Annotated in this window: 22 protein-coding genes; 11 read left to right on the forward strand and 11 right to left on the reverse strand. The window is 71.5% G+C overall.

Translation table 11 applies throughout. The features are described from left to right. Positions 1–47: 47 nt before the first annotated feature. Positions 48–539, reverse strand: a complete 492-nt coding sequence (locus QQM67_RS18015; protein ID WP_314174916.1) for a hypothetical protein — start codon at positions 537–539, stop codon at positions 48–50. A gap of 297 nt (positions 540–836) precedes the next feature. Between QQM67_RS18015 and QQM67_RS18020 the strand changes: the two genes are divergently transcribed. After that, positions 837–2513: a DNA repair helicase XPB gene (locus QQM67_RS18020; protein WP_314174917.1), complete on the forward strand. Its 1677-nt coding sequence runs from the start codon at positions 837–839 to the stop codon at positions 2511–2513. On the opposite strand, the gene QQM67_RS18025 is transcribed toward QQM67_RS18020, so the two are convergent. After that, positions 2441–3712 (reverse strand): glycosyltransferase 87 family protein, encoded by a 1272-nt coding sequence (locus QQM67_RS18025; protein WP_399067021.1) that lies wholly within the window; start codon positions 3710–3712, stop codon positions 2441–2443. The two genes, QQM67_RS18020 and QQM67_RS18025, sit on opposite strands and share 73 nt — an antisense overlap. Before the next feature lie 269 nt (positions 3713–3981). Between QQM67_RS18025 and QQM67_RS18030 the strand changes: the two genes are divergently transcribed. The 3 genes from QQM67_RS18030 to QQM67_RS18040 all read left to right on the forward strand — a co-directional run bounded on the left by QQM67_RS18030 (position 3982) and on the right by QQM67_RS18040 (position 7819). Continuing rightward, positions 3982–6018 carry a HelD family protein gene (locus QQM67_RS18030; RefSeq protein WP_314174918.1) on the forward strand — a complete coding sequence of 679 codons (2037 nt, stop codon included), beginning with the start codon at positions 3982–3984 and terminating at the stop codon, positions 6016–6018. A 39-nt stretch (positions 6019–6057) separates the two neighbouring features. Continuing rightward, complete coding sequence (locus QQM67_RS18035) at positions 6058–6558, forward strand: anthrone oxygenase family protein (protein ID WP_314174919.1); 501 nt, start codon at positions 6058–6060, stop codon at positions 6556–6558. 301 nt (positions 6559–6859) lie between these two features. Continuing rightward, entirely contained in the window at positions 6860–7819 is a 960-nt protein-coding gene (locus QQM67_RS18040) for an NAD-dependent epimerase/dehydratase family protein (RefSeq protein ID WP_314174920.1), read from the forward strand. A gap of 132 nt (positions 7820–7951) precedes the next feature. Here QQM67_RS18040 and QQM67_RS18045 read toward each other — a convergent pair whose 3' ends face one another. From QQM67_RS18045 to QQM67_RS18070, 6 genes are all read right to left on the reverse strand, one after another. Beyond that, positions 7952–9442 carry an FGGY-family carbohydrate kinase gene (locus QQM67_RS18045; RefSeq protein WP_314174921.1) on the reverse strand — a complete coding sequence of 497 codons (1491 nt, stop codon included), beginning with the start codon at positions 9440–9442 and terminating at the stop codon, positions 7952–7954. 221 nt (positions 9443–9663) lie between these two features. Next, positions 9664–11082, reverse strand: coding sequence for an L-fucose/L-arabinose isomerase family protein (locus tag QQM67_RS18050; RefSeq protein WP_314174923.1), 1419 nt, complete (start codon positions 11080–11082; stop codon positions 9664–9666). 42 nt (positions 11083–11124) lie between these two features. Then, positions 11125–11988 (reverse strand): carbohydrate ABC transporter permease, encoded by an 864-nt coding sequence (locus QQM67_RS18055; protein WP_314174924.1) that lies wholly within the window; start codon positions 11986–11988, stop codon positions 11125–11127. Positions 11989–12191: 203 nt separating this feature from the next. Then, a complete protein-coding gene (locus QQM67_RS18060) occupies positions 12192–13187 on the reverse strand; it encodes a carbohydrate ABC transporter permease (protein ID WP_314174925.1) in 996 nt (331 codons plus the stop codon). Then, on the reverse strand, positions 13184–14611 hold the full coding sequence (locus QQM67_RS18065) for an ABC transporter substrate-binding protein (protein WP_314174926.1): 1428 nt from the start codon (positions 14609–14611) through the stop codon (positions 13184–13186). The genes QQM67_RS18060 and QQM67_RS18065 overlap by 4 nt, the downstream gene beginning before the upstream one ends. A gap of 13 nt (positions 14612–14624) precedes the next feature. Then, the gene (locus QQM67_RS18070) at positions 14625–15704 is read right to left on the reverse strand and encodes a glycoside hydrolase family 172 protein (protein WP_314174927.1); all 1080 of its coding nucleotides are present in this window, start codon (positions 15702–15704) and stop codon (positions 14625–14627) included. A gap of 297 nt (positions 15705–16001) precedes the next feature. Here QQM67_RS18070 and QQM67_RS18075 point away from each other — a divergent pair, with 297 nt between their 5' ends. The 7 genes from QQM67_RS18075 (at position 16002) to QQM67_RS18105 (ending at position 21772) form a co-directional block, all read left to right on the forward strand. Further along, positions 16002–17012, forward strand: a complete 1011-nt coding sequence (locus tag QQM67_RS18075; protein WP_314174929.1) for a LacI family DNA-binding transcriptional regulator — start codon at positions 16002–16004, stop codon at positions 17010–17012. A gap of 154 nt (positions 17013–17166) precedes the next feature. Further along, on the forward strand, positions 17167–17961 hold the full coding sequence (locus tag QQM67_RS18080; protein WP_314174930.1) for a VOC family protein: 795 nt from the start codon (positions 17167–17169) through the stop codon (positions 17959–17961). Between the two features lie 93 nt (positions 17962–18054). Continuing rightward, positions 18055–18474, forward strand: a complete 420-nt coding sequence (locus QQM67_RS18085) for a hypothetical protein (protein ID WP_314174931.1) — start codon at positions 18055–18057, stop codon at positions 18472–18474. Positions 18475–18637: 163 nt separating this feature from the next. Then, a complete protein-coding gene (locus tag QQM67_RS18090; protein ID WP_314174932.1) occupies positions 18638–19336 on the forward strand; it encodes an HD domain-containing protein in 699 nt (232 codons plus the stop codon). A 253-nt stretch (positions 19337–19589) separates the two neighbouring features. Further along, positions 19590–20255 (forward strand): RNA polymerase sigma factor, encoded by a 666-nt coding sequence (locus tag QQM67_RS18095; RefSeq protein ID WP_314174933.1) that lies wholly within the window; start codon positions 19590–19592, stop codon positions 20253–20255. Beyond that, positions 20245–20928 (forward strand): hypothetical protein, encoded by a 684-nt coding sequence (locus QQM67_RS18100; protein ID WP_314174934.1) that lies wholly within the window; start codon positions 20245–20247, stop codon positions 20926–20928. The genes QQM67_RS18095 and QQM67_RS18100 overlap by 11 nt, the downstream gene beginning before the upstream one ends. Positions 20929–21208: 280 nt before the next feature. Next, a complete protein-coding gene (locus QQM67_RS18105; protein ID WP_314174935.1) occupies positions 21209–21772 on the forward strand; it encodes a TIGR03086 family metal-binding protein in 564 nt (187 codons plus the stop codon). A 13-nt stretch (positions 21773–21785) separates the two neighbouring features. Here QQM67_RS18105 and QQM67_RS18110 read toward each other — a convergent pair whose 3' ends face one another. The 3 genes from QQM67_RS18110 to QQM67_RS18120 all read right to left on the reverse strand — a co-directional run bounded on the left by QQM67_RS18110 (position 21786) and on the right by QQM67_RS18120 (position 23136). Then, positions 21786–22331 carry a TIGR03086 family metal-binding protein gene (locus QQM67_RS18110; protein WP_314174936.1) on the reverse strand — a complete coding sequence of 182 codons (546 nt, stop codon included), beginning with the start codon at positions 22329–22331 and terminating at the stop codon, positions 21786–21788. A gap of 135 nt (positions 22332–22466) precedes the next feature. Further along, on the reverse strand, positions 22467–22745 hold the full coding sequence (locus QQM67_RS18115; protein ID WP_314174937.1) for a DUF4031 domain-containing protein: 279 nt from the start codon (positions 22743–22745) through the stop codon (positions 22467–22469). A gap of 34 nt (positions 22746–22779) precedes the next feature. Then, positions 22780–23136: a hypothetical protein gene (locus QQM67_RS18120; protein ID WP_314174938.1), complete on the reverse strand. Its 357-nt coding sequence runs from the start codon at positions 23134–23136 to the stop codon at positions 22780–22782. Positions 23137–23173: the final 37 nt, after the last annotated feature.

Below are 23173 nucleotides of genomic sequence, written 5' to 3' on the forward strand. Positions count from 1 at the left end.
GGGCCCAGCCGGAGGGCTGTGACGTGCGGCGGATCAGCCGCCCCGCCTCAGCTGCGGGACGCGCCCGCGGGCCACACCACGTCCACGGCGAGCCCGGCGCTCCGCGCCCCGGCCACGATGTCCGCCGTCGTGCCGCCCTTCTCGTCCGAACCGGGCTGGCCGTCCCAGATGGCGACCAGCCGGTCCGCGCGCTCCAGCAGCACCGCGTTCGCCGCCTCGTACGCCTTGCGATCCGCGTTCGCGTACGGCAGCACCAGCACCTCGTCGGCCGCCGCGGTGAGTCGGTCGTACGTCTCGGCGTGCTCGGGCTTCACCGTGGCCTGCCGGTAGTCACGGCTGGGCAGCACGGCGACCAGCCGGCCGCCCGCCGCGAGCACCGACTCCGCGAAGAGCGAGTCGGCCCCGGCGGCCACACACGACAGGCCCACGAGCCCGGAGGGCTCGAACATGCGCAGCAGACGCTCCAGTTCCGCCCGTACCAGCGGCACCGTCTCCTCGGACAGCTCCATGTGCCCGGTTACCGCAACTTTCGTCGCCATCCCGGTCGCTCTCCTTCGTCAGTTCCGTTCAACGCGCCCTCGGATACGGTCACGCATCTCATACGGACCACTACACCTTGTGTGCAGACGTATAACCGTATAGGCGCTTGCACTTCAGGCGTGGCCACACGCACGGCAGGCGCCCGTGTGGCCGTGCGCGGACCCTGCACGGCAGCTCCACAGCCCGCAATCGGACCCATGCGGCACACTGGACGTTTGACCCGGACGCCGCGGCGGCCCGGTCGGCGTCGCGACCCGCGCGACCGGCACAGCACCCTCGAGACGGAGGAAGCACGCGTGAACGGTGGCCCCCTGATCGTCCAGAGCGACAAGACGCTGCTGCTGGAGGTCGACCACGAGCAGGCGGACGAGTGCCGCCGTGCCATCGCTCCCTTCGCCGAGCTGGAGCGGGCACCGGAGCACATCCACACCTACCGCCTGACGCCGCTCGGCCTGTGGAACGCGCGTGCCGCGGGGCACGACGCGGAGCAGGTCGTCGACGCGCTCGTCGCGCACGCCCGTTACCCGGTGCCGCACGCGCTCCTCGTCGACGTCGCCGAGACGATGGCCCGTTACGGGCGGCTGCGGCTGCTGAAGCACCCCACGCACGGTCTCGTGCTGGAGTCCAGCGACCGGCCGGTGCTGGAGGAGGTGCTGCGGTCGAAGAAGATCCAGCCGCTCACCGGTGAGCGCATCGACGAGGACACCGTCGTCGTGCACCCCTCCGAGCGCGGCCAGATCAAGCAGGTGCTGCTGAAGCTGGGGTGGCCGGCCGAGGACCTCGCCGGTTACGTGGACGGCGAGGCGCACCCCATGGCGCTGGAGGAGGACGGCTGGTCGCTGCGCCCGTACCAGCGGCAGGCCGTCGAGGGCTTCTGGCACGGCGGCTCCGGCGTCGTCGTGCTGCCGTGCGGGGCCGGAAAGACGCTGGTGGGTGCCGGAGCCATGGCGCAGGCGCAGGCGACGACGCTGATCCTCGTCACCAACACCGTCGCGGCGCGGCAGTGGAAGCACGAGCTGGTGCGCCGTACGTCGCTCACTGAGGACGAGATCGGCGAGTACAGCGGCACGCGCAAGGAGATCCGGCCGGTCACGATCGCCACGTACCAGGTGGTGACGACCAAGCGGAAGGGCATCTATCCGCACCTGGAGCTGTTCGACTCGCGCGACTGGGGCCTGATCGTCTACGACGAGGTGCATCTGCTGCCCGCGCCCGTCTTCAAGTTCACCGCGGACCTCCAGGCCCGCCGCCGTCTCGGCCTGACCGCGACGCTCGTACGGGAGGACGGCCGGGAGTCCGATGTCTTCTCGCTCATCGGGCCCAAGCGCTTCGACGCGCCGTGGAAGGAGATCGAGTCGCAGGGCTATATCGCGCCCGCGGACTGCGTCGAGGTGCGCGTGAGCCTCACCGACTCGGAGCGGCTGGCGTACGCGACCGCCGAGACGGAGGAGAAGTACCGCTTCTGCGCGACCACCGACAGCAAGCGGCGGGTGACAGAGGCGCTGGTGAAGAGGCACGCGGGTCAACAGACCCTGGTGATCGGGCAGTACATCGACCAGCTCGACGAACTCGGCGAGCACATCGGGGCGCCCGTCATCAAGGGCGACACCACCAACAGGCAGCGCGAGAAGCTCTTCAACGCCTTCCGCGAGGGCGAGTTGAGCACGCTCGTCGTCTCCAAGGTCGCCAACTTCTCCGTCGACCTGCCGGAGGCGACCGTCGCGATCCAGGTGTCCGGCACCTTCGGCTCGCGGCAGGAGGAGGCCCAGCGGCTCGGGCGCATCCTGCGGCCCAAGGCGGACGGCCACGAGGCGCGCTTCTACTCCGTCGTCGCCCGCGACACCATCGACCAGGACTTCGCCGCGCACCGGCAGCGCTTCCTGGCGGAGCAGGGCTACGCCTACCGGATCGTCGACTCCCAGGACCTGCTGACCGCCCAGCCCGAGGCCGCCCCCGAGAGCGAGACCGAGTAGCACCGCACGGCGGCCGCCGTCAGCAGACCCAGCGTCAGCAGCGCGTACGGCGAGGCGAACGGCTGGAGCCACCACTCCAGCCGCAGGTCCTCGTCGCCGTGTTTCGGTACGAGCCAGAGCGTGCGCGCCGAGAAGACCGCGGCGACGGCCAGCACCAGGCCCTGCCCGGCCCCGAGGCGCGCACGCTCCGCGGCGAGCAGCACCAGCAGCGGCACGCACCACACCCAGTGGTGGGACCAGCTGATCGGTGAGACGAGCAGCGCCGTGAACGCGCTGACCATGACGGCCCAGACGGGCTGCCCGTGCCGTACGTGCACGCGACGGGCCAGCGCCAGCCCGGCCACCGCGAGGGCCGCCGCGGGCAGCAGCCACAGCAGTCCCGGCTCGGCCGTGTGCGCGAGGCGGGCGGCCAGGCCCTGGAGCGACTGGTTGTCGACGATCCACGCCTTGCCGACGCGCGCGGTCTCGAAGACCCGCCGGGTGAAGAACTCCCAGCTGGCGGACGGCAGTACGAGCGCTCCCGCCGCGACCGTTGCCGCGAAGCCCGCGAGCGCGGTCAGCCCGGCGCGTACTCGTCCGGTCACCATCAGATGCACGGCGAAGACCGCGGGCGTCAGCTTGATGCCCGAGGCGATGCCGACCGCGAGTCCCTTGGCGCGCGCCCCGTCGGGACGTCCCAGATCCCACAGGACGAGGCACACGAGCAGCAGGTTGATCTGGCCGAAGACGACCGTCTGGAAGACGGGCTCCAGCCAGAGCGCGGCGGCGGTCGCGGCGAGCAGCACGGCCGGACGGCTCCACTTCGCGGCGTACCGCGCGGGCCGCACGGAACGCACAGAACGCACGGACCCTCCGGACCGTTCTGAGCGCCCGGACTGCCCGGCGCGGCCCGGGAGTTGGTCCGCCAGGCGCAGCGAGAGATGGACGAGCAGCGCGAGGAGCGCGGCGTTGCCGGCGAAGAAGGCGACCTTGGTGACCGCCGGGGAGAGCCACACGGTGGGCACGAACAGCAGGGCGGCGAACGGCGGATAGGTCGCCGGCAGGTCCCACGCGGTGACCGTGAAGCCGTACAGATCCCGGCCGTGGACGACGGCCGCGCCCTCCGCCCGGTAGACCAGCAGGTCCGCCATCGGGCTGCGCTCGACCACGCAGAGCACGGCGAGCGCGGTCAGCGAGAGCACGAGCAGAGCGACGGCCACGGGAAGGCCTCTGTTTTTCGCGGACACCTCCCTGCTCTTCCTGGAGGTGCCGCCGCCGTGTGCGTCCTGAAGCCGTCTCACGTGCGCCGCATCTCCTCTCCGGTGGTGCCCGGCTCGGTACGCGGGAAATCGACTGGCCCGCCTCGGACGGGCACGGCTAGGCTTCCCCGTCTGCCGCCTCCCGGTCCGGGGAGGACCACCGACCGCTCGGAAACCGGTCGGCCTTCCGTTCCGCTCGCACACCGCGCATCCCGCCCGGAGGCATTGCCGTGTCCGCCCCTGCCCATTCCGCCACCCGTCACGCCCGCAATCCCCTCGACGACGAACGGGCCCATCTGGCGGCCTCCCGCGCCGCGCTGCGCGCCATGCGCGAGGACGCCGAATCGCTCGACATCACGGACGTCGCCGCCAACTGGGTCAACGCCGAGGCGCTGCGCGCCGGTCTCGACGCGCGCATCAGGTCCCTCGCCGATCTCGCCCACACCCCGCTCTTCTTCGGCCGCCTCGACTACGTGCCCGCCCGAAGTTTCTACATCGGCCGCCGTCACGTCCATGACGCGGAGGGCGACCCGATGGTGATCGACTGGCGGGCGCCGGTCTCCCGTCCCTTCTACCGGGCGTCGAAGAAGGACCCTCAGGACGTCGCGCTGCGCCGCCGCTTCGGCTACGTACGCGGCGAGCTCACCGCGTACGAGGACGAGCACCTGACCGACCCCGGCGAGGCCGAGACCGCCTCGAAGCTGCTCCAAGCGGAGATCGAACGCCCCCGCGTGGGGCCCATGCGGGACATCGTCGCGACGATCCAGCCCGAGCAGGACGAGATCGTGCGCGCCGGGATCGAGGGCTCCCTGTGCGTGCAGGGCGCGCCGGGCACCGGCAAGACCGCCGTCGGCCTGCACCGCGTCGCGTATCTCCTCTACTCGCACCGCGAACGGCTCTCCCGTGCGGGCACCCTGGTCGTCGGCCCCAACTCCTCGTTCCTGCACTACATCGAGCAGGTGCTGCCCGCGCTCGGCGAGATGTCGGTGCGACAGGCGACGGTCGCCGACCTGGTGGCTCATGTTCCGGTCCGCCGCGAGGACGCCCCCGAGGCCGCCCGCATCAAGGGCGACGCACGCATGGCGCAGGTGCTGCGCCGGGCGGTGCGCTCGGGGGTGACCATGCCGCAGGAGTCGTGCGTGGTGGTGCGGGGTTCGCGGCGCTGGCGCGTCCCGGCGTACGAACTGGCCGAGCTGATCGAGGAGTTGCTGGCGCGAGACATGCGGTACGGCGCGGCGCGGGAGGCTCTGCCGCAGCGCATCGCGCACGCCGTGCTGGTGCGCATGGAGCAGGCGGGCGAGGCGCCGGACGACCGCGTGCAGGACGCGGTCGCGCGGAACGCGGCCGTGAAGGCCGTGGTGAAGGCGTGCTGGCCGGCGGTGGACCCGGCGAAGCTGGTGCTCCGGCTGCTCTCCGATCCGGAGTTCCTCGCCGAGCAGGCCGACGGCGTCCTCACGGAGGACGAGCAACGCGCGGTCCTGTGGCCGAAGCCGGGGCGCGGCGTCGCCTCCGCGCCCTGGTCGGCGGCCGACGCCGTCCTGGTCGACGAGGCGGGAGACCTGGTCAGCCGCACCGCTTCGCTGGGCCACGTCGTCCTGGACGAGGCGCAGGACCTGTCCCCCATGCAGTACAGGGCGGTCGGCCGCCGCTGCTCCACGGGCTCGGTGACCGTGCTCGGCGACATCGCGCAGGGCACCACCCCGTGGGCGACGGCGAGTTGGGAGGAGGCCCTGCACCATCTGGGCAAACCGGCCGCCGCCGTCGAGGAGTTGACGCTCGGCTTCCGCGTGCCGCGTCAGGTCATCGAGTACGCGTCGCGGCTGCTGCCGGAGATCGCCCCGGAGCTGCGGGCCGCCGGCTCGATCCGCGAGTCGCCCGGCGACTTCTCCGTACGGGCCTGCCCGCAGGGGGAGTTGGAGGCGGCCGTCGTCGAGGCGTGCCGGGAGGCGCTGCGGCGCGAGGGCTCCGTCGGCCTGATCGCGGCGGATGCGCGCGTGCCGGCGCTGGCGCGCGCGCTGGAAGCGGCGGGCCTCGCGCATCTCGCGCCCGGGACGGAGACCGACGAGGGCTCCCGGCTCACGCTGGTGCCGGCGACGCTGGCCAAGGGCCTGGAGTACGACTACGTCGTCCTCGACGAACCCGCCGCGATCGTCGACGGCGAGCCCGACACCCGCACCGGGCTGCGCCGCCTCTACGTCTCGCTCACCCGCGCGGTCTCCGGCCTCGCGGTGCTGCACACGGCGCCACTGCCCGCCGCGCTAGCGTGACCCGGCGGACGGCGTGACCACGGCAGACGGGAGGAAGCCATGCTGTGGGAGTTCCAGACGGCGTCGCTGATCGCCGCCACGCTCACCACGGGCCTGAGCGCGGGCCTCTACTACGGCTTCGCCTGCGCGGTCATGCCCGGCCTCGCCCGCGCGGAGGACCGTACCTTCGTCGAGACGATGCAGCGCATCAACACGGCCATCGTCAACGGCTGGTTCATGCTGCTGTTCCTCGGCTCGCTCGTCCTGGGCGCCGCCGCCGCGGCGCTCCAACTGCCCGGCGCCGCTTGGGCGTCGCCGCTGCCCTGGACGGTGGCGGCCCTTGTCCTCTACGTCGCGGTGCTGTCGGTCACGGCGCGCGTCAACATCCCGCTGAACAACGCGCTCGACGAGGGCGGCCTCCCCGGCTCCGCGCGCGAACTCGCCGCGCTGCGCGCCCACTTCGAAGCGTCCTGGGTCCGGTGGAACCTGATCCGCGCCGTGCTCAACACCGCCGCCTTCGGCTGCCTGGCCTGGGCGCTGGTGCGGCAGGGCCACGGCTGACGGGTCACGGCGGCGCCGTCCCGGGCCGCTCGGCCAGGTCAAACTCCGCGGACACGCCCAAGGGCGTGTCAGCAAAGTAGCGTCGTCAGGCCCGCAGGGCCGGGGCCCGCGGGGCCTGGTGCGTGCGATCGCAAGGCGGAGGAGGAGAGCGCAGCGTGCTGCGCCGACGATCGACAACGCAGCGTGGGGGCACCCCCGGCCAACGGCCAGGGGGAGTGCGTGCCAGGCGTCGCGGCCTGGGGGCACCACCCAGACCGAGTCTGGGGGAGGGACTCCGCGGACACGCCCTAGCATCGGACGCATGAAGGTCGCGGTGCTCGGTGGCAGTGGACATGTCGGCTCCTTCCTCGTCCCACGTCTGGTCGACGAGGGCCACGATGTCGTCGTGGTCAGCCGTGGGCAGCGGCAGCCGTACAGACCGCACGGTGCGTGGCGGCACGTGACGACGGTGACGCTGGACCGCGAGGAGTCGGAGGCCGACGGCTCGTTCGGCCCCGCGGTCGCGGAGCTGGACGCCGACGTCGTCATCGACATGATCTGCTTCCGCGAGGAGAGCGCCCGCCAGCTGGTGCGGGCGCTCGCCGGACGCGTACGGCACTTCCTGCACTGCGGGACGATCTGGGTGTACGGGCCGAGCGGGCAGGTCCCCGCGCCCGAGTCCGAGCCGAGGCGGCCGCTGGAGGAGTACGGCCGCGGCAAGGCCGCGATCGAGGCGTATCTGCTGGACGAGGCGCACCGCAACGGCTTCCCGGCGACGCTCGTGCACCCCGGCCACATCACCGGGCCCGGCTGGGTGCCGATCAACCCGGCCGGAAACCTCAACCTGGGCGTGTTCCAGGCCCTGGCCGACGGTGCGGAGGTGGCCCTCCCCAACCTCGGCATGGAGACGCTCCACCATGTGCACGCCGACGACGTCGCGCAGGTCTTCACGGCGGCGATGGCCAACCGCTCGGCGGCGGTCGGGGAGAGCTTCCACGCCGTCGCGCCGACGGCGGTGACGTTGCGCGGCTACGCGGAGGCCGCCGCCGGGTGGTTCGGGCAGGAGCCCCGCCTGGAGTTCCTGCCGTGGGAGCGCTGGAGTGCCACGGTGGACGAGGGCGACGCGGCCGCGACCTGGAGCCACATCGCCCACAGCCCGCACCGGAGCATGGACAAGGCCCGGCGGCTGCTCGGCCACCGGCCCCGCTACACCGCTCTCGAAGCGATCGAGGAGGCAGTGGAGGCGCTCGTCGCGGACGGCCGCATCAAGAGGCGGCACTGACACGGGAGTTCGCCCACGGGCCGCAGCACACTGCCCCGCCGCGGCAGCGGTGAATCACCACCGCGAGAGCCCGACGATGTATGACGGGACATCCGCGCCCCGCCCACCCGGCTGACCCGCCGCGGCAGCGGCCTACGCGTCCGCGTGCTGCCGTGCCGCCAGCGCGTGGACCGTGTCGCGGGTGGACGGGTAGAGCGCGAGGTAGTGCTCGTACAGCTCGTCGTAGACGCGTACGCGCGCGGGGTCCGGGCTCACGGTGGACAGCGGCGGGTTCCACTCCGCGATGTCCGACCGCCCCGCGAGGCCCGTGCCGACCGCCGCGAGGAAGGCGTCGCCGTGGGCCGCGCCGACTGTGTGGCGCGGCACGGTCTGCTCCTGCCCCGTGACGTCGGTGACGATCTGCGTCCACAGGTCGCGCGCTCCGCCGCCCACCGCCACCAGCCGCCGCAGGTCGCCGCCCGCCTCGCGCATCGCGCCAAGGTTGTGCCGTACGCCGAAGGCCGTGGCCTCCAGCGCGGCCCGGTACAGATGGGCGCGGCCGTGGCGGAGAGTCAGCCCGGCGACGACGCCGCGGGCGTCGGGGTCGAAGACGGGCGTACGTTCGCCCGCGAAGTACGGCAGCATCAGCAGCCCTTCGGCGCCCGGCGGCAGGACGGCGGCCTCCTTCGTGAGCGTCGCGTAGTCGGCACCCGTCAGATCGCGGAGCCATGCGGTGACCGCACCCGAGGTGGCCATGCCCGCCGCCAGGCAGTACGTGCCCTCGTAGGCCCCCGCTGTGGACCACAGCCGTACGTCGGGCACGGGCTCGCCGACCACGTTGACCAGGAACATCGTCGTGCCGTACATGAGCATCAGATCGCCCGGCCCGGTCGCCCCGACCGCCGCGGACTCAGCCCACGCGTCGACGGTGCCGGCGACGACCGGCGTGCCTGCCGGGATGCCCGTCTCCGTCGCCGCCTCCGCCGTCACCTCGCCCACCACCTGTGCGGGCCACACGAGTTCGGGCCACTCCAGGCCGGGCGCCACCTCCTCGCACCACTCCTCGATCCACTGCCGCCCGCGCAGGTCGTAGAGCGGGTCGCACTGGCTCGCGGAGTGGTGGTCGAGGACGTACGCGCCGGTGAGGCGCCGCACGAGGAACGAACTCGCCATGTACCAGCGGCGCATGGCCCCGTACACCTCGGGCTCGCGCTGCCGCACCCACGCGAACTTCGGGCCGAGCGCCTGGCTGGTGAGCGCGGAGCCGCAGCGCCGCATGATCTCGTCCTGGCCGTAGCGCGCGGTGAGTTCGGCCACCTGGTCGACGGAGCGGGTGTCGACGCCGTAGAGGATCGCCGGGCGCAGCGGCTCGTCGTCGCCGCCGGCGGGCAGCAGGCACGGCCCGATGCCGCTGACGCCGACCCCGGCGAGCGCCTCGCTCTCCGGCGCGCCGGAGAGCAGCTCGGCGGCGAGCTCCGTGAAGTCCCGCCACCAGACGGCCTCCGCGTCGTGCTCCACCCATCCGGGCCGCGGACTGGACGTACGGTGCTCGCGCACGGCCTGGGCGAGCAACTGCCCGTCGTGGCGGGCGAGTACGCCCTTGGAGCTGGACGTGCCGATGTCGATGCCGAGCAGCAGGGTCATGAGGCGATCGCGTCCCCTTCTGGAAAGTGCCGGTCCGGGGCGGACGGCGGGCGGGCCCGGTGTCAGCCGGTCTTCTTGCTGAAGTCGTACCTCTCTTAGCGCAATACGCCCTTGAGCGCCCGTACGCCGGGGAACGACTTGGCCGTTCCCCGCATCTCCGGCAACGACGCGTCCGCCGGCGGTCCTTCGTCGGTCATGTGATCCCCCGATCGGTCCATGGCTTACCGGGCGCTCCCGAACCCGTCGTAGCGGATGCCGAGTTGGCCGCACACGGCGTGCAGTTCGGCGACGTGGTCGCCGGGCACGGCGTGGATGTGGTTGGCGCCGAACTTCGAGAGGAACTCCTCGGCACCGCAGTCGAGCGACGCGAAGGCGTGCGGCCACTCCCAGGTGGAGGCGCGCATCATGCGCTCGTTGGTCTCGTCGTCGTAGGTCTCGAAGCCGCCGCGCATCACGTGCATGCGGTACGCGCCGTCCTGCCGCGTCAGCCGCGCGAAGGTCATCTCGCCGGGCGCGGCGAGGTGCTGTACGGACGCGCCGCCCGCCGGGAAGTAGAAGACCTCCGGGTGGAGGCTGACGTGCCGAAGGTTCTCGGCGGGGTCGTCGGAGCGTGCCGCGTACCAGGTGGCGTGCTGGCCCGAGTTGCACAGGTCCCAGACGTCCTTGTCGGCGTGGTAGTGGCGCACGTCCGCGAAGAGCACCGGGTCGCCGGTGAGGAGCTTGAGGATCTGCATGGTCAGCGCCGCGTCCATGTCGGCCTCGGTGGAGGTGACATGGGTGTCCTTGGGGCCCTCCCAGTCGTAGGGGTCGTTGAGGAAGGCCTCGGCGATGTCCATCGTGCAGAAGTTGGCGGTCAGTTCGGGCTGGCCCTTGATCCCGGAGAAGTCCAGGTTCCACTCGTCGATCAGCTCGCGCATCGCGTAGTACGTGCGGATCTGCCGCTCCAGGAGCTGCGGCGTGAGCCGGTCGCCGTCGTAGTGGACGGCCCCCGCGTGCTTCTCCAGCCACTCGCGCGCGGCGGTGACGCGCGCCGCCTCCGCGTTCTCGCTGCGGCGTACGACCTCCCACTGGTCGATCTCCTCGACGTCCACGCCGAAGGTCTTCATCCACTGGTCGGTGTTGGCGGTGGCTGTGTACATCCCCATCGGCCGGCCGCCGATCCGCCCGAACGTCGAGCCGCGCAGGCCCGTGACGGCCGCCGCCGCCCGTACGTGCGTGAGTATCCGCTCGCGCACCCCGGGGTCCTCCAGGTCGCCCCACGCACGAGCGTGCGTGCGTCCGAGCTGGTCGAGGGCGCCGCCTCCGGCCAGCATGCCGACCATGCCCGGGAATTGGGGATCGATGTTGGCGACGAGCAGCAGCGGCCCCGGCGTCGCCTCGGCGGCCAGCGCGGTGAAGTGCGGGAAGGTCCACACGGAGTGGTGAAGGATCGTGATGTCGGGATGCCTGTCGGCCACCCAGCGCGCCTGCGAACCGGCGAGGGTGTTGCTGCTGACCTGCTCCGGCGAGACGAAGACCTCGTGGCCCGCCTCGCGCAGCACGCCCGCGAGCGCCGTCGCGGACCGCTCGACGTGGTCGTGGACGTCGCGCTGCACGTAGTCGCGGCCGTCGGAGATCGGGAGCAGACCGATGCGTGCCATGGAAACCCTCCATTGCTAGTGCGGGTTGTGCGGGCCTGCGCGCTACTTCAGACCCGACGTCTTGACGGACTCGACGATCTGTCGCTGGAAGCCGAAGAAGAGGACGAGCATGGGAGCGGCGGCGACGAGCGCCGCGGCGAGGATGTAGTTCCAGCTGGAGGCGTACTGCGACTGGAACGAGGTGATCGCCAGCTGGACCACCGTGAGATCCGGGTTGTTGGTGGCGACCAGCGGCCAGAGGAAGGCGTTCCAGTTGGCCAGGAAGAAGAAGATCGCCAGCGCGGAGAGGATGGGCCGCGAGAGCGGCAGCACGATCGACCAGTACACCCGCCAGTGGCCGCAGCCGTCGACGATGGCCGCCTCCTCCAGCTCGCGGGGGAGCTGGAGGTAGAACTGCCGCAGCAGGAAGATCCCGAACGCGTTGAAGATCGCGGGGATGATCAGGCCCGCGTAGCTGTCCAGCAGGCCCAGCTGCCGTACGACGAGGAACAGCGGGATCAGCACCACGGGAGCCGTGATCAGCAGGGTCGAGAAGATCACGCCGAAGACCACGTCGCGACCCGGGAAGCGCAGCCGCGCCAGCGCGTACGCCGCCATCGAGTGCAGCAGCAGCGCCACGACCGTGATGACGCCCGAGACGAAGAAGCTGTTCAACAGGTAGCGCGCGAAGGGCACTTCGGTGAAGACGTACGCGAAGTTGGAGAACGTGACGTCGTGCGGGACCAGCCTGCCGTCGTTGACCTGGTCCCGCGGCTTGAGCGACGCCGAGATCATCCACAGGACGGGGAAGAACGCCGCGACGGCGAGCACCCCCGTGAGCACGACGAGCCCGACACGCGCCCCGGGCCCGGACTTCGGCACCTTGGGGAACCCGGGCAACTTGGGACCAGCCACGTCACTCGCCATCGTCGAGCCTCCCGCGTCCGACGGCGCCCCGCGCCGCGCCCGTACCACAGATGCCGTGCGGACCTCCCGGTCCGCTCGCCGCACGCGGCGGGGCCGCAACTCCGCGGCGTGCGGGGGACGTTCGGGCCACAGGGCCTGCGCCCGCCCCGCGGGACGCAGGCCCGCACCCGCACCCGCGGGCTTTCGCCGTGGCCGTAACCGCGTCACTCGCCATCGTCGAGCCTCCCGCCCTTCGCCACCTTGAAGATCACCGCGGAGCAGAGAAGCATCGCCAGCACCAGGACCGAGCCCATGGCGGCCGCGTAGCCGTACTCCCCGAAGATGAAGGCCTGTTGGTAGATGTAGAAGATCGCCAGCGACGTGCTGTTGGCCGGGCCGCCCTCGGTGAGGACGAAGATCAGCTCGAAGCCGCCCGTGACGGCGGCGACCGTCGACATCAGCAGAACGAAGAAGCTGGTGGGCCGCAGCAGCGGCCAGGTGATCGTGCGGAACTGCGTCCAGGGCCCGGCGCCGTCGATCTTCGCGGCCTCGTAGTACTCCTGCGGGATCTCCTGAAGCCCCGCAAGGAAAATGATCATGTAGTAGCCCATCATCACCCACACGAAGACGGCGATGATCGAGAACAGCGCGATGGACGGGTTGCCCAGCCAGGACTGGCCGTCCAGGCCGGCGCCGCGCAACGACTTGTTCACCACGCCGACTTGGTCGTCCAGCATGAACTTCCACAGCAGCCCGACCACGACGAGGCTGATGACGTGCGGCAGGAAGAACAGCGTGCGGAAGATCCCCACGCCCGGAATCCGCTGCTTGACCAGCAGCCCCAGACCCAGACTCACCACGAACAGGGTCGGCACGAGCACCACCACGTAGACGCCGGTGGTCTGCATCGAGTCCCAGAACAGCGGATCGTCCATCATCCGCGCGTAGTTGCCGAGACCGATGAACTCGTACGACCCGAAGCCGCTGACCTGGAAGAAGCTCAGCACGATGGAGAGCACCATCGGCAGCCCCACGAAGACCAGAAGCCCGAGCGCGTCGGGCGCGAGGAACAGCCCCGCGGCGATCCACTCGCGGTGCCGGCGGCTGAGGCCACGGCGGCCCCTCGCACGGGGCCCGGTCCGCGGCACGGAGGCGGCGGTGGTCGTACGACCCGGCCGTCCGGGCCGTCCGGACCGTCCGGATGCGACGGCGTTCGTCATATCAGGCTCGCCCCCTTGTAGCTCTTGACGTACGCCTCGACGGACTGCGCCGCGCGCGCCGCCTCGGACTCGACGCTGCGGCCCGCGAGCATCGAGCCCTGGATCGCGTCGGACATCGCCTTGTAGACCACCGGGGGATAGCGCGGCTCGGGGTGACCTCCCGGAAAGACCTCGTCCTTCATGTACTTCATGGCCCAGTCGTCGTAGCCGCCCCTGTCGGTGCCGCGCCGCAGGGCGGACTTGCGCGGCGCGATGTCACGCTTCGCTTTGATGCACCAGTCGGTGATCCGGTCGATGCACTCGTCCTCCATCGTCCCGAGGGCCCAGGCGCAGAACTCGGCCGCCGCATCGGGGTCGCGCCCCTTGGCGTTCGCGCAGAAGGACCAGCCGCCGAGCGCCGTCGTGTACGTGCCGCCCGGCGGCAGGGGGTGCTTGAACATCCCGTACTCGAAGTCCGGCGCGAACGCCTTGAGGCTGGCGATCTCCCAGATGCCGCTGTGCCACATGCCGGCGAGCCCGGCCTTGAAGCCGGAGATCATGTCGTCGGCGGCGGGTGCTGTGGTCGGCGTGATGCCCGTACGCACGGCGTCCTGCCACAGCTGGAGCGCCTGGCGCACGGCCTTGGAGTCGGCGGTCACGTTGCCGCGCTCGTCGAGTACGTCGCCGCCGCCCTGCCACATGAACGAGTACCAGAGGAAGTTCTGGAGATAGCCGGGCGCGGTCTTCAGAACGAGGCCCGCCCTGGTCCTGGTGGTCAACTTGTCGCCGACGTCGAGCAGTTGATCCCAGGTGGTGGGGATGTCGCCCTCGGAGAGTCCCGCCTTCTCCCATGCGGCGACGTCGTAGTAGACGACCAGCGGCTCGACCTCCATCGGGAGGGCGTAGACCTTGCCGTCCACCATGCGGCTGGCGAGCGTGTCCGGGTGGTAGTCCTTGATCGCCCGCCGGTCCATGTGCGGGGTCAGGTCCGCGAGCACCCCGCCGTTGTAGTAGCGAAGGAAGTCGCCAGGGCTGGCGAGGAAGATGTCGGGGCCGGCGCCCGCGGCGAACGCGGTGGGCAGCTTGGAGCCGTTCTGGTACCTCGGCGGAGGCATGAACAGCAGCTCGATCTTGGTCTTGTGCGAGGCGTTCCACTTGCCGACCAGGTCCGTGAACCACTTGCTCTGCGCGTTCAGCGCCGGGTCGTCGGAGTGCTGCGGCGCGTAGAAGTTCCAGAACGAGAGAGTGCCGCCCTCGGCGCTCGCGCTGCCGCCGCAGCCGCCGGTGACGGCCGCGGCGGCGCCCGCCGCTCCGGCGGCGAGCAGCCCCCGCCGTGTCACGCCCCGCCGTGTCACGGCGCGCCGCGTCCCGCCGGGCCCCGTCCCGCCGCGCCGCGTCACGCCCGGCAGCCCCGGCCCGTCCCCGCCCTGCGCACGTACATCCATCGCTGAACGCCCCCTAGTCCACTTCGAGTTCGAGGAGATCGGGTGTGCCCGGACGGCCGGACGCGGCCGGGGCGTCCAGGTAGAACAGCGCCGTGGAGGCGATGTCGTCGCTCGTGGGCCGGTAGCGGTGCGGCAGCCCGTTGCCGTTGCCGGGCCCGATGCCGAGGGACTGCACCGTCACCCGCAGGTCCTCGGAGAAGCGCACGGGGTCGGGGACGTGCCACCGGTACATCCCGAACCGCTGCTGGCTGGCGTACAGGCCGTCCGGGCGCAGGATCTGGTTCAGTCCGAGGTACGGCGTGGTGTACGCGGTGTAGCCCTGGCCCGAGACGTCGAAGTTCCAGGCGCCGCCGAAGTAGTCCTCGGTGCCCGTACCGCAGATCGTGGGGAAGTCGGTGTCGCCGTCGAGATAGAACTTCACCTCGCCCTCGCCCCACCAGCCGGGGCTGTTGGTCGCCCAGGCCAGATACGTGCCGACGTACTGCCCGCGCCCCTCGACGCCCTCCAGCAGGCAGTGCGTCTCGCCGTACGGGACGGGGCGGCTGCGCCGCCAATGGGCGTGCAGGAAGCAGGAGTCGGCGGGCACGGAGCCCGACTCGTAGTCGATCTGGTAGTAGAGGACGACCGTCTCGGCGGAGAGGTTCTCCAGCGTCAGGCGGGCGCGGTCGTGAAAGGGCATCGGCCAGTACGAGTTGAAGCCGCCGTTCGGATTCGCGGCGACCGGCTGCGAGGAGACCTGGCTGAAGACGTTCCAGCCATTGCAGAAGAAGTCGCCGAGCGGCACCTCGATCGCCGGGTCGGCCACTCCGTCCCAGTACGCCCGCAGCAGCGTTCCGCGCCAGGCGCGGTGCGGCGCGGTCGTGCACCAGATGTGCCGCACCGTGCCCGGCCCGGCGATGTCGGCCAGTTCGGCCGTCTCACCCGGGGCGATCTCGATGCTCGGCGAGATCTTCCAGCCCCGGCCCAGCTCGCCGGCGGCCTGTGCGCCGGTGCCCTCGGTGGCCCGGCCGCCGGCGCCCTTGGCGCCGGTGAAGTTCTCCGGGCTGACGGAGCGGGTGACCTTGTCCGTACGCCTGGCAAGCTCGTCGAGCATGAACACTCCGTGGGTGGGTGGGCGCGGGCGGATGACGGAAAGGGGGGTTGGGATCGGGCTGGTCGAAGTTGAGGTGAAATCGATTTCTTCTCGTGCCTCGAAGCGTCCGGTCACCTGAAAAGGGAAGGCTAGGGCGCGACGAGAGCAGGGGGCACCTGGCGGACGATCTCCAACAGGGCTGTCCCGAAGCCCTGTTGAAATCCATTTCACGCGAACGTAGGGTTCACCGCAGAAGGTGTCAAGAGGTCGGGCACAGCGGCTCCCGCCGCCGGAGCCCGGCGTGTGAAGGAGTGCCGGGTGGCAACGATCAGCGACGTGGCGCGGACCGCGGGGGTCTCCCCCGCGACCGTCTCCCGGGTCTTCAACGGCGGCCGCGTCACCGCCGAGCGCGCCGAGCGGGTCCGCAAGGCGGCGGCCGACCTCGGCTTCTCGCCGAACCGGGTCGCGCGCTCGCTGCGCATGCAGCGCGCCAGCGTCATCGGCCTGCTCATCCCGGACATCGAGAACCCGTTCTTCACCTCGCTCGCACGAGGCGTCGAGGACTCTGCCCAGCGCACCAACCTCTCCGTGGTGCTGTGCAACACGGACGAGGACGTCGAGAAGGAGCGCCGCTACCTCGACATCGCCCTCGCGGAGCAGATGGCGGGCGTGATCGTCGCCGCCGCGTCCCGCAAGCGCACCGACCTGTCCGCGCTCACGGCCCGCGGCATGCCCGTGGTCGCCGTCGACCGGCGCCCCCGCGCGGCCGCGGTCGACGCCGTCATGGTCGACAACCAGCACGGCAGCGAGGACGCGACCGCCCACCTCCTCGACCAGGGCTACGAGCGTGTCGCCTGCATCACGGGCCCCGCCGGCGCCTCCACCTCCGAGGACCGGCTCGCGGGCTACCGGGCCGCCATGCACGAGGCGGGCGTCCCCGACGAGTGGACGCGGGCCCACACCCGGCACGCGGACTTCCGCGTGGACGGGGGTTACGCGGCCATGCGCGAACTGCTCGCGCTCCGCACGCGTCCGGACGCGGTCTTCGTCGCCAACAACCTGATGACGGTCGGCGCCCTCAAGGCCATGCGTGAGGCGGGGATCGAGCCGCCGGGCTTCGGCATCCTCTCCTTCGGCGACGTCCCGTGGGCGTCCCTGGTCAGGCCGCCGCTGACCACCGTCCAGCTGCCCTCGTACGACCTCGGCGCCTCGGCCGCGGCGCTGCTCCAGGACCGGCTGGCGGGCTCCGACAAGCCGCTCCAGACGGTTGTGCTGCGCACGAAGCTCCAGCCCCGGGAGAGCACGGACGGCCCGGGCGCGCAGAGCTGAGCGCTGTGCGCTGAGCTGCGGGCGCTGAGCGGCGGGCGCGGGCCCGTCCCCAGGCCGCGAGCGGCGCGGAACGGGCTCGGAACCCGCTCGGCGAGCGAGTGTCGGCGGGCGGTGGGAGCCTGATTCGTATCAGGGACTTCCGAAGGGAATCGCCATGATCACCACTGACTATTCCTTGGGCTCCCCTTGCTGGCTCGACCTCGCCGTGCGGGATTCCGCCGCCGCGAAGAGGTTCTACGGCGGGGTCTTCGGCTGGACGTTCCAGTCGTTCGGCCCGGGCGAGGAGGAGTTCGGCTTCTTCCGCTCCCAGGACGGGCGTACGGTCGCGGCCCTCGGCCCCCTCGACGAGGGCGCCCGCTCGGCCTGGATGATCTACTTCAGCACGCCCGACCTGGAGGCGGCGGCGGCCAAGGTCCGCGAGGCCGGCGGCACGGTGCGGGTCGAGCCGTTCGACATCAACGACCAAGGCCGGATGGCACAGTTCACCGACCCGCAGGGCGCCGAGTTCGCCGCCTGGCAGCCGGGCAAGACGGCCGGCCTGGAGATGGTGGACGAGCCCGGCTCGCTGATGTGGGTCGAGCTGTACACGACCGACTCCGACCGCGCGAAGGAGTTCTACAAGCTCCTGTACGGCTGGGACTTCACGGACATGCCCATGCCCGGCGAAGACGTCGGCACGTACACGATCCTCGGCCCGTCCGGCGCGGCTCAGGAACGGATGCACGGCGGCCTGATGCAGGTCCCCCCGGAGGCCCTGGCACTGGCCGGCGGCCACCCGTACTGGCACCCGGTCTTCCACACCACCGACGCGGACGCGACCATCGCCAAGGTCACGGAGCTCGGCGGCAACGTGGTCATGGGCCCGGAGGACGCCGAGGGCGTCGGTCGCATGGCCGTCTGCCTGGACCCGTTCGGCGCGGACTTCGTGGTCCTCAAGCCGTCGATGTGACGCGGCGCGCGGGCGAGGGCAGGCAGGACGCCTCCCGTATGCGAGGCGGATGCGGAGTGGTTGCACGGATGCGGCCAGGGCTACCGTGTGTGCATGCCTGATCCACGCGAGTCCCTGCGCCGCCTCACGGCGGCCTCCGCCGCAGGCGACCTTGATTCGCTCTGCCACGACTACGGCGTGGAGCTTCTGGTCGCGTTCGGCAGTGCCGTACGGGAGGGGACACAGCCCCGAAATCTGGACATCGCCGTGCTGTTCCGCAGAGACCTCCCCAAGCCTGACGTGCTGGGCTTCCTCGATGCCCTCGGAGTGCTGGCCGACACCACGGCGATCGACCTCATGGATCTGGGGCGTGCCGGCCCTGTCGCGCGAGAGCGCGCACTGGTCGGAGGGCTTACCCTCGCGGAACTCACTCCGGGCACCTTCGCGCGTGAGCGGATGCACGCGATCACGGAGCGAATGGACACGGACTGGCTGCGGCGCCTGGATCTGGAGCTGATGGCCCGTGGACGATGAAGTCGTCGAAGACCGGCTCCGTCATATCCGGGACCTGCTGGACGATCTCGGCGGACAGAGGGCGGGGGCCTGTTGGGGGCCCGGTGCGGGCGCCGGGCGGTGGTCTGTCACATGTCGGAACACCCCGTCGTGACATGGCGCGTCACAAGGGACAATCGCGCCCATGGCGACAACAGAGGCAACCGACGACGACCCCGACCCCGACCGGAAGGTCCGCGACCGGCTGCTGTCTCGGTGGACCGCGCTCCTCGTCAGCGCGCGCGGCGGTGAGAAGGAGCCCGACCCCGTCCCGTACGGGGAGAACCTGATCGAGCGCTGGGCGGAGCCGCAGCGCCGCTACCACACCGTCCATCACCTGCTGGACGTGCTGAACCGCGTCGACGAACTCGCCCCGCACACCGCCGGAGCCGACGTCGACGCGGTACTGCTCGCGGTCTGGTTCCACGACGCCGTCTACCGGCCCGACCGCAGCGAGAACGAGGAGCGCAGCGCCTCGCTCGCAGAACGCGCGCTGCCCGAGGCCGGGGTGCCGCAGGACCGTACGGACGAAGTCGCCCGTCTCGTGCGGCTGACCGTCAGCCACGACCCGGCGCCGGGCGACGTCAACGGCGAGCTGCTGTGCGACGCCGACCTCGCCGTGCTGGCGGGTTCACCCGGCGAGTACGCGCGGTACGCCGCGGCCGTACGTCAGGAGTACGAATTCGTGCCGGACGAAGCGTTCCTGGAGGGGCGCGCGGAAGTGCTGCGCCAACTCCTCGGCCTGCCGCGGCTGTTCCGTACTCCGTACGGTCAGGAGCGGTGGGAGCGCGTGGCGCGGCGCAATCTGGAGACCGAAATGGAGTTGCTCGTCACAGGGGATTGACGCTGGACGGACTTGCGACCGGCGGGCGTTGCTAGCACCCTGAACTGCCAGCTGGCCCGGCCGAAGCCGATCCCCCACGGCCGAGAGCGCCGCATGGACGTACAGACGCACAGACTCACTGACGTACGGGAGAAAGACGTACAGATGTGTACAACTGCCGTACGGATGCGCGGTGTTCAGAGCTGCGACGCGAGCGCGCCGCACATCTCCACATCAGCCAAGAGGCCACTCATCACAGAGGATCGCAGGCAGCGTGGTCACTTCTTCCACCACCACCGGCAAGGACTCCCCGTCTCCCGACCCGTCGTTCGACGACGTCTTCTGCGGGCTGCTGCACCGGCTCTACAGGCGCGCCGCCATGCTCGCCGGTTCGCGTCAGTCGGCGGAGGACGCCGTGCACGAGGTCTACCTCAAACTGGCCGCGCGGCCGGAGAACTTCCTCGCGCACCCCGAGCCGTACGCCTACGCGTTCTCCTCGCTCCTCAACGTGGTCCGCGACAGCTGGCGCAAGGAGCGGCGGCAAGTCCTCGTCGCGGACGTCGAGTTCACCGGTGACGGCGCGGGCGTCCGCCGCGACGGGAGTCCCGGCGCGGCCTCGGCCCACGCTCCGCCGCCCGGCGCGCAGTGGGACGACGGAGGCCTCGAACAGCGGGCGTCCGAGCTCGAAACCATCAGGCTGCTGCGTCAGTTGACCGTGCGGCAGGCAGGCGTCGTCGTACTCGTGGACCTCGACGGCTACACGATCGACCAGGCCGCGAGAATCCTCGGCCTGCACCGCGGCACCGTCGCGCTGACACGGCGGCGGGCACTGGACAAGCTCCGGGGCGCCCTGCACCAACGGCCGGGCCGCGCCGGCCGGCCGGGACGCCCGGACCATGCCGGCCAGGACCGCTCGGGAGGGGAACGGCATGCGTGCTGAGCGACGCGAGGAGACGGCCACGGCCCTCCGCGAGCGGCTGCGGGCGGCCGACGCCGAGATCGACGTGCCGGACGGGCTGTGGGAGCGGGTGCGTGTGCCGCGTGCGGACGTCACTCCGGCCCCGGCCCCGGCGCCGGGGAGTCGGGGCCGTCGCCGCCCCCTGCCCATGACGGTGATGGTGGTGGCCGCGGCGGCGGTGGCGTTCGTCGTCTGCGGTACGTGGTGGCTGATCTCGGCCTCGCCGGGGCCCGGGCAGGTCCAGGGGTCCGCGGCCGAAGATCACTCGTCCGGGGCTCCGGACGGGCGCTCGGAGCCCTCCCGTCCCATCACGCTGCGGGTGCACAACATCGAGAAGGCGTGCCGCGAACTGCGCACCCTGGAGTGCGCGTTGCGGCTCGCCAAGAGCCCGTACGAGCTGTACGCGGACCCCGGCAACTCGGCGGGACGCGTCTGGCACGGCGACGAGCTCACCGCCACGTGTGTGGTCACCGACGGGCAGATGGTCACGGACGAGAAGGGCATCTCCTCGCGGCGCTGGTACCGGGTGGAGAAGGCCGCCGGGGACGGCGGCGGCAAGCGGATCGAGGGCTGGCTGCCGGGTGTGCGTACGCGCAACTCGAAGGAGGTCCGGCTCTGCTCCGGCTCCGAGAAGCCCCGGGCGTACGGGAATTGACGGGCGGGAATCGACGGGCGCGGTGTCGGGACGCCGGGCGCGTGACTCGTGGCTGCGGGCCACGTCACGCACCACGGCGCCCCGGCACTCCCCCGAGTGCGCGCGGCAGGGAGACCGCGCTGTGCGTCCGGCCCGTGCGAGGCCGGACATCCGCTACACGTATGGGGAGGGGCTCCCGTATGACATACGCCGATGAGATCTGGGTCACACCGCCCCGCACCTCCGCACCCGTCCGGGCGCCCCGGGATGCCGAGCCCGGCCACGGGCGCACCATTGACGCATGGAACTGATCGACGCGTTCGACACGGCCTTCAAGGAATGGGACCGGCTCGTCCACGAGGTCGGGGAGCGGCAGTGGCACGACCCCACACCGTGCAGCGAGTGGGACGTACGGGATCTCGTCAACCACCTCGTCGGAGAGCATCTTTGGGCACCGCATCTGCTGGACGGCGAGACGCTCGCCCAGGTCGGTGACCGGTTCGACGGCGACCTGCTCGGCGACGCCCCCGTGGCGATGTGGGAGCAGGCGGGCAGCGCCTCCCGCTCCGCGTTCCACCGCAAAGGTGCGCTCCGCGGCGACGTGCACGTCACCGGAGGAAAGACCCCCGCCACCGAGTACGGCTGGCAGATGACCACGGACCTCGCGGTGCACGGCTGGGACCTCGCACAGGGCATCGGCGTGCGGTCGCGGATGCCGGACGAGCTCGCCGACGCCGTCTTCGACCACATCGCGCCGGAGGCGCAGAGCTGGCACGAGGCCGGGATCTTCGATCCGCCGGTGGCGGTCCCGGACGACGCGGTGCCGCAGGAACGGCTGGTGGCGCTGCTCGGGCGCCGCCCCTGAGACGTACGGCCCGCTAAGGCCGGCGCCCCGTGACGGCCACGATCCGGTCGAGGAGCGGGGCATCGGCCGGCGCCTCGACGGGCGGACCCCACAGGCCCTCGACGGGAGCGTTCGGGACGAACTCGGCGACGTGCTCGAAGCAGGCTCGCAGCGTTTCGCCGGGGAGGCCGAACTGCTGGCCGGTCGCCCCGGCGAGGTCCCAGCCGTGCACCACCATCTCCGTGAGCGCGATCTTGCCCCACCGCTCGTTCGGCAGCTCGACACCCGGGCCCTCGGTCATTCCCTGCCAGGCCGCGGTGCTGTCCCACGCGTCACCCAGCGCCAGGACGGCCTTGGAGACGCCGGCCCGCCAGTCGCCGCCGGCGCTCGCGGGCGCCTCGGCGCGTTCGCCGGGTTCCTTGCGGGCGATCGCGGTGAACGCCCGGGAGACCTGGTCGACGTGGTCGATGAGATCGCGGACCGTGTATTCGGTACACGGAGTGGAGTCGCCGAGCTGTGCGTCGCTCACGCCTGCCACCAGGTCGGTCATCCGGCGGCATGCCGGCTTCAGGTCGATCACGGTCTCTCCTCGGTCGCGCGACGCTGTCACAGAAGTGCAGACCGGGGACGGGACGAAACTCATCGGTCCGCGGTCCGCGGTCCACGGTCCACGGTCGTCGGTCGTCAGCGGGTCGGCGCCGGCGATCCGCCGACGTCACATGCCCCGCTGCGGACCCCGCCGCTTCGGGCGCCGCAGGCCCGCGTCCGTCAGGCGGCGCAGCAGCTCCTTGCTGCCGACCTCGACGGCGCCGGCCGCAACTGCCGCCGCGTAGCGGGCACTCGGCACGTCGTAGTGGTCCCGGTCGAAGGCGCGGCGGGGGCAGCCGATCTCCGCCGCGAAGGCGTGCAGCTCGTCGTAGGAGACGTCGCTGACCAGATGCGACCAGAGTCGTCCGGCGCCCGGCCAGTCGGGCGGATCGATGTAGACGGTCACCGCGGTCCCGTCGCCGCCGCTTGCCGCGGCTCCGTCACAGCCACTTGTTGAGGGCTCCCACGCGGGCGACGGATGTCGTGGTCTTGCTGCACACCCAGTGCGGGTCCTCGCCCAGCGCGGGTTCGACCTCCAGCGCGTGCGGATCGGTGCCGAGACATACGGGGCACAGGGGCCAGCGCCCGTACCGGTCGAGAAGGGCGTCCTGCACGTCCTGGGCTATCAGCCCGTTCACGAACCCGATGCCCTCCGGCCACTGTTCCACCCACCACCTGCGGTGGGAGACCGCTTCCTCGACGAGCGAGACCACATCCGCCTCTGCGACCTTGCCCGCCTCGAGGTCGGCGAGTACGAGGGCCCGGGCCGTGTGAAGTGTCTGCTCAAGCTGGTCCATGTCTCCATTGCACCAAACACGCCCAGACGGGTGCGGC

Source organism: Streptomyces winkii (genome assembly GCF_032248595.1).
Classification (GTDB): domain Bacteria; phylum Actinomycetota; class Actinomycetes; order Streptomycetales; family Streptomycetaceae; genus Streptomyces; species Streptomyces winkii.

Bases quoted from the DNA above. Each gene is read 5' to 3' on its own strand.
- QQM67_RS18015 (WP_314174916.1), bottom strand. From the start codon at position 539: ATGGCGACGAAAGTTGCGGTAACCGGGCACATGGAGCTGTCCGAGGAG.
- QQM67_RS18035 (WP_314174919.1), top strand. From the start codon at position 6,058: ATGCTGTGGGAGTTCCAGACGGCGTCGCTGATCGCCGCCACGCTCACC.
- QQM67_RS18040 (WP_314174920.1), top strand. From the start codon at position 6,860: ATGAAGGTCGCGGTGCTCGGTGGCAGTGGACATGTCGGCTCCTTCCTC.
- QQM67_RS18045 (WP_314174921.1), bottom strand. From the start codon at position 9,442: ATGACCCTGCTGCTCGGCATCGACATCGGCACGTCCAGCTCCAAGGGC.
- QQM67_RS18050 (WP_314174923.1), bottom strand. From the start codon at position 11,082: ATGGCACGCATCGGTCTGCTCCCGATCTCCGACGGCCGCGACTACGTG.
- QQM67_RS18055 (WP_314174924.1), bottom strand. From the start codon at position 11,988: ATGGCGAGTGACGTGGCTGGTCCCAAGTTGCCCGGGTTCCCCAAGGTG.
- QQM67_RS18060 (WP_314174925.1), bottom strand. From the start codon at position 13,187: ATGACGAACGCCGTCGCATCCGGACGGTCCGGACGGCCCGGACGGCCG.
- QQM67_RS18065 (WP_314174926.1), bottom strand. From the start codon at position 14,611: ATGGATGTACGTGCGCAGGGCGGGGACGGGCCGGGGCTGCCGGGCGTG.
- QQM67_RS18070 (WP_314174927.1), bottom strand. From the start codon at position 15,704: ATGCTCGACGAGCTTGCCAGGCGTACGGACAAGGTCACCCGCTCCGTC.
- QQM67_RS18080 (WP_314174930.1), top strand. From the start codon at position 17,167: ATGATCACCACTGACTATTCCTTGGGCTCCCCTTGCTGGCTCGACCTC.
- QQM67_RS18085 (WP_314174931.1), top strand. From the start codon at position 18,055: ATGCCTGATCCACGCGAGTCCCTGCGCCGCCTCACGGCGGCCTCCGCC.
- QQM67_RS18090 (WP_314174932.1), top strand. From the start codon at position 18,638: ATGGCGACAACAGAGGCAACCGACGACGACCCCGACCCCGACCGGAAG.
- QQM67_RS18100 (WP_314174934.1), top strand. From the start codon at position 20,245: ATGCGTGCTGAGCGACGCGAGGAGACGGCCACGGCCCTCCGCGAGCGG.
- QQM67_RS18105 (WP_314174935.1), top strand. From the start codon at position 21,209: ATGGAACTGATCGACGCGTTCGACACGGCCTTCAAGGAATGGGACCGG.
- QQM67_RS18120 (WP_314174938.1), bottom strand. From the start codon at position 23,136: ATGGACCAGCTTGAGCAGACACTTCACACGGCCCGGGCCCTCGTACTC.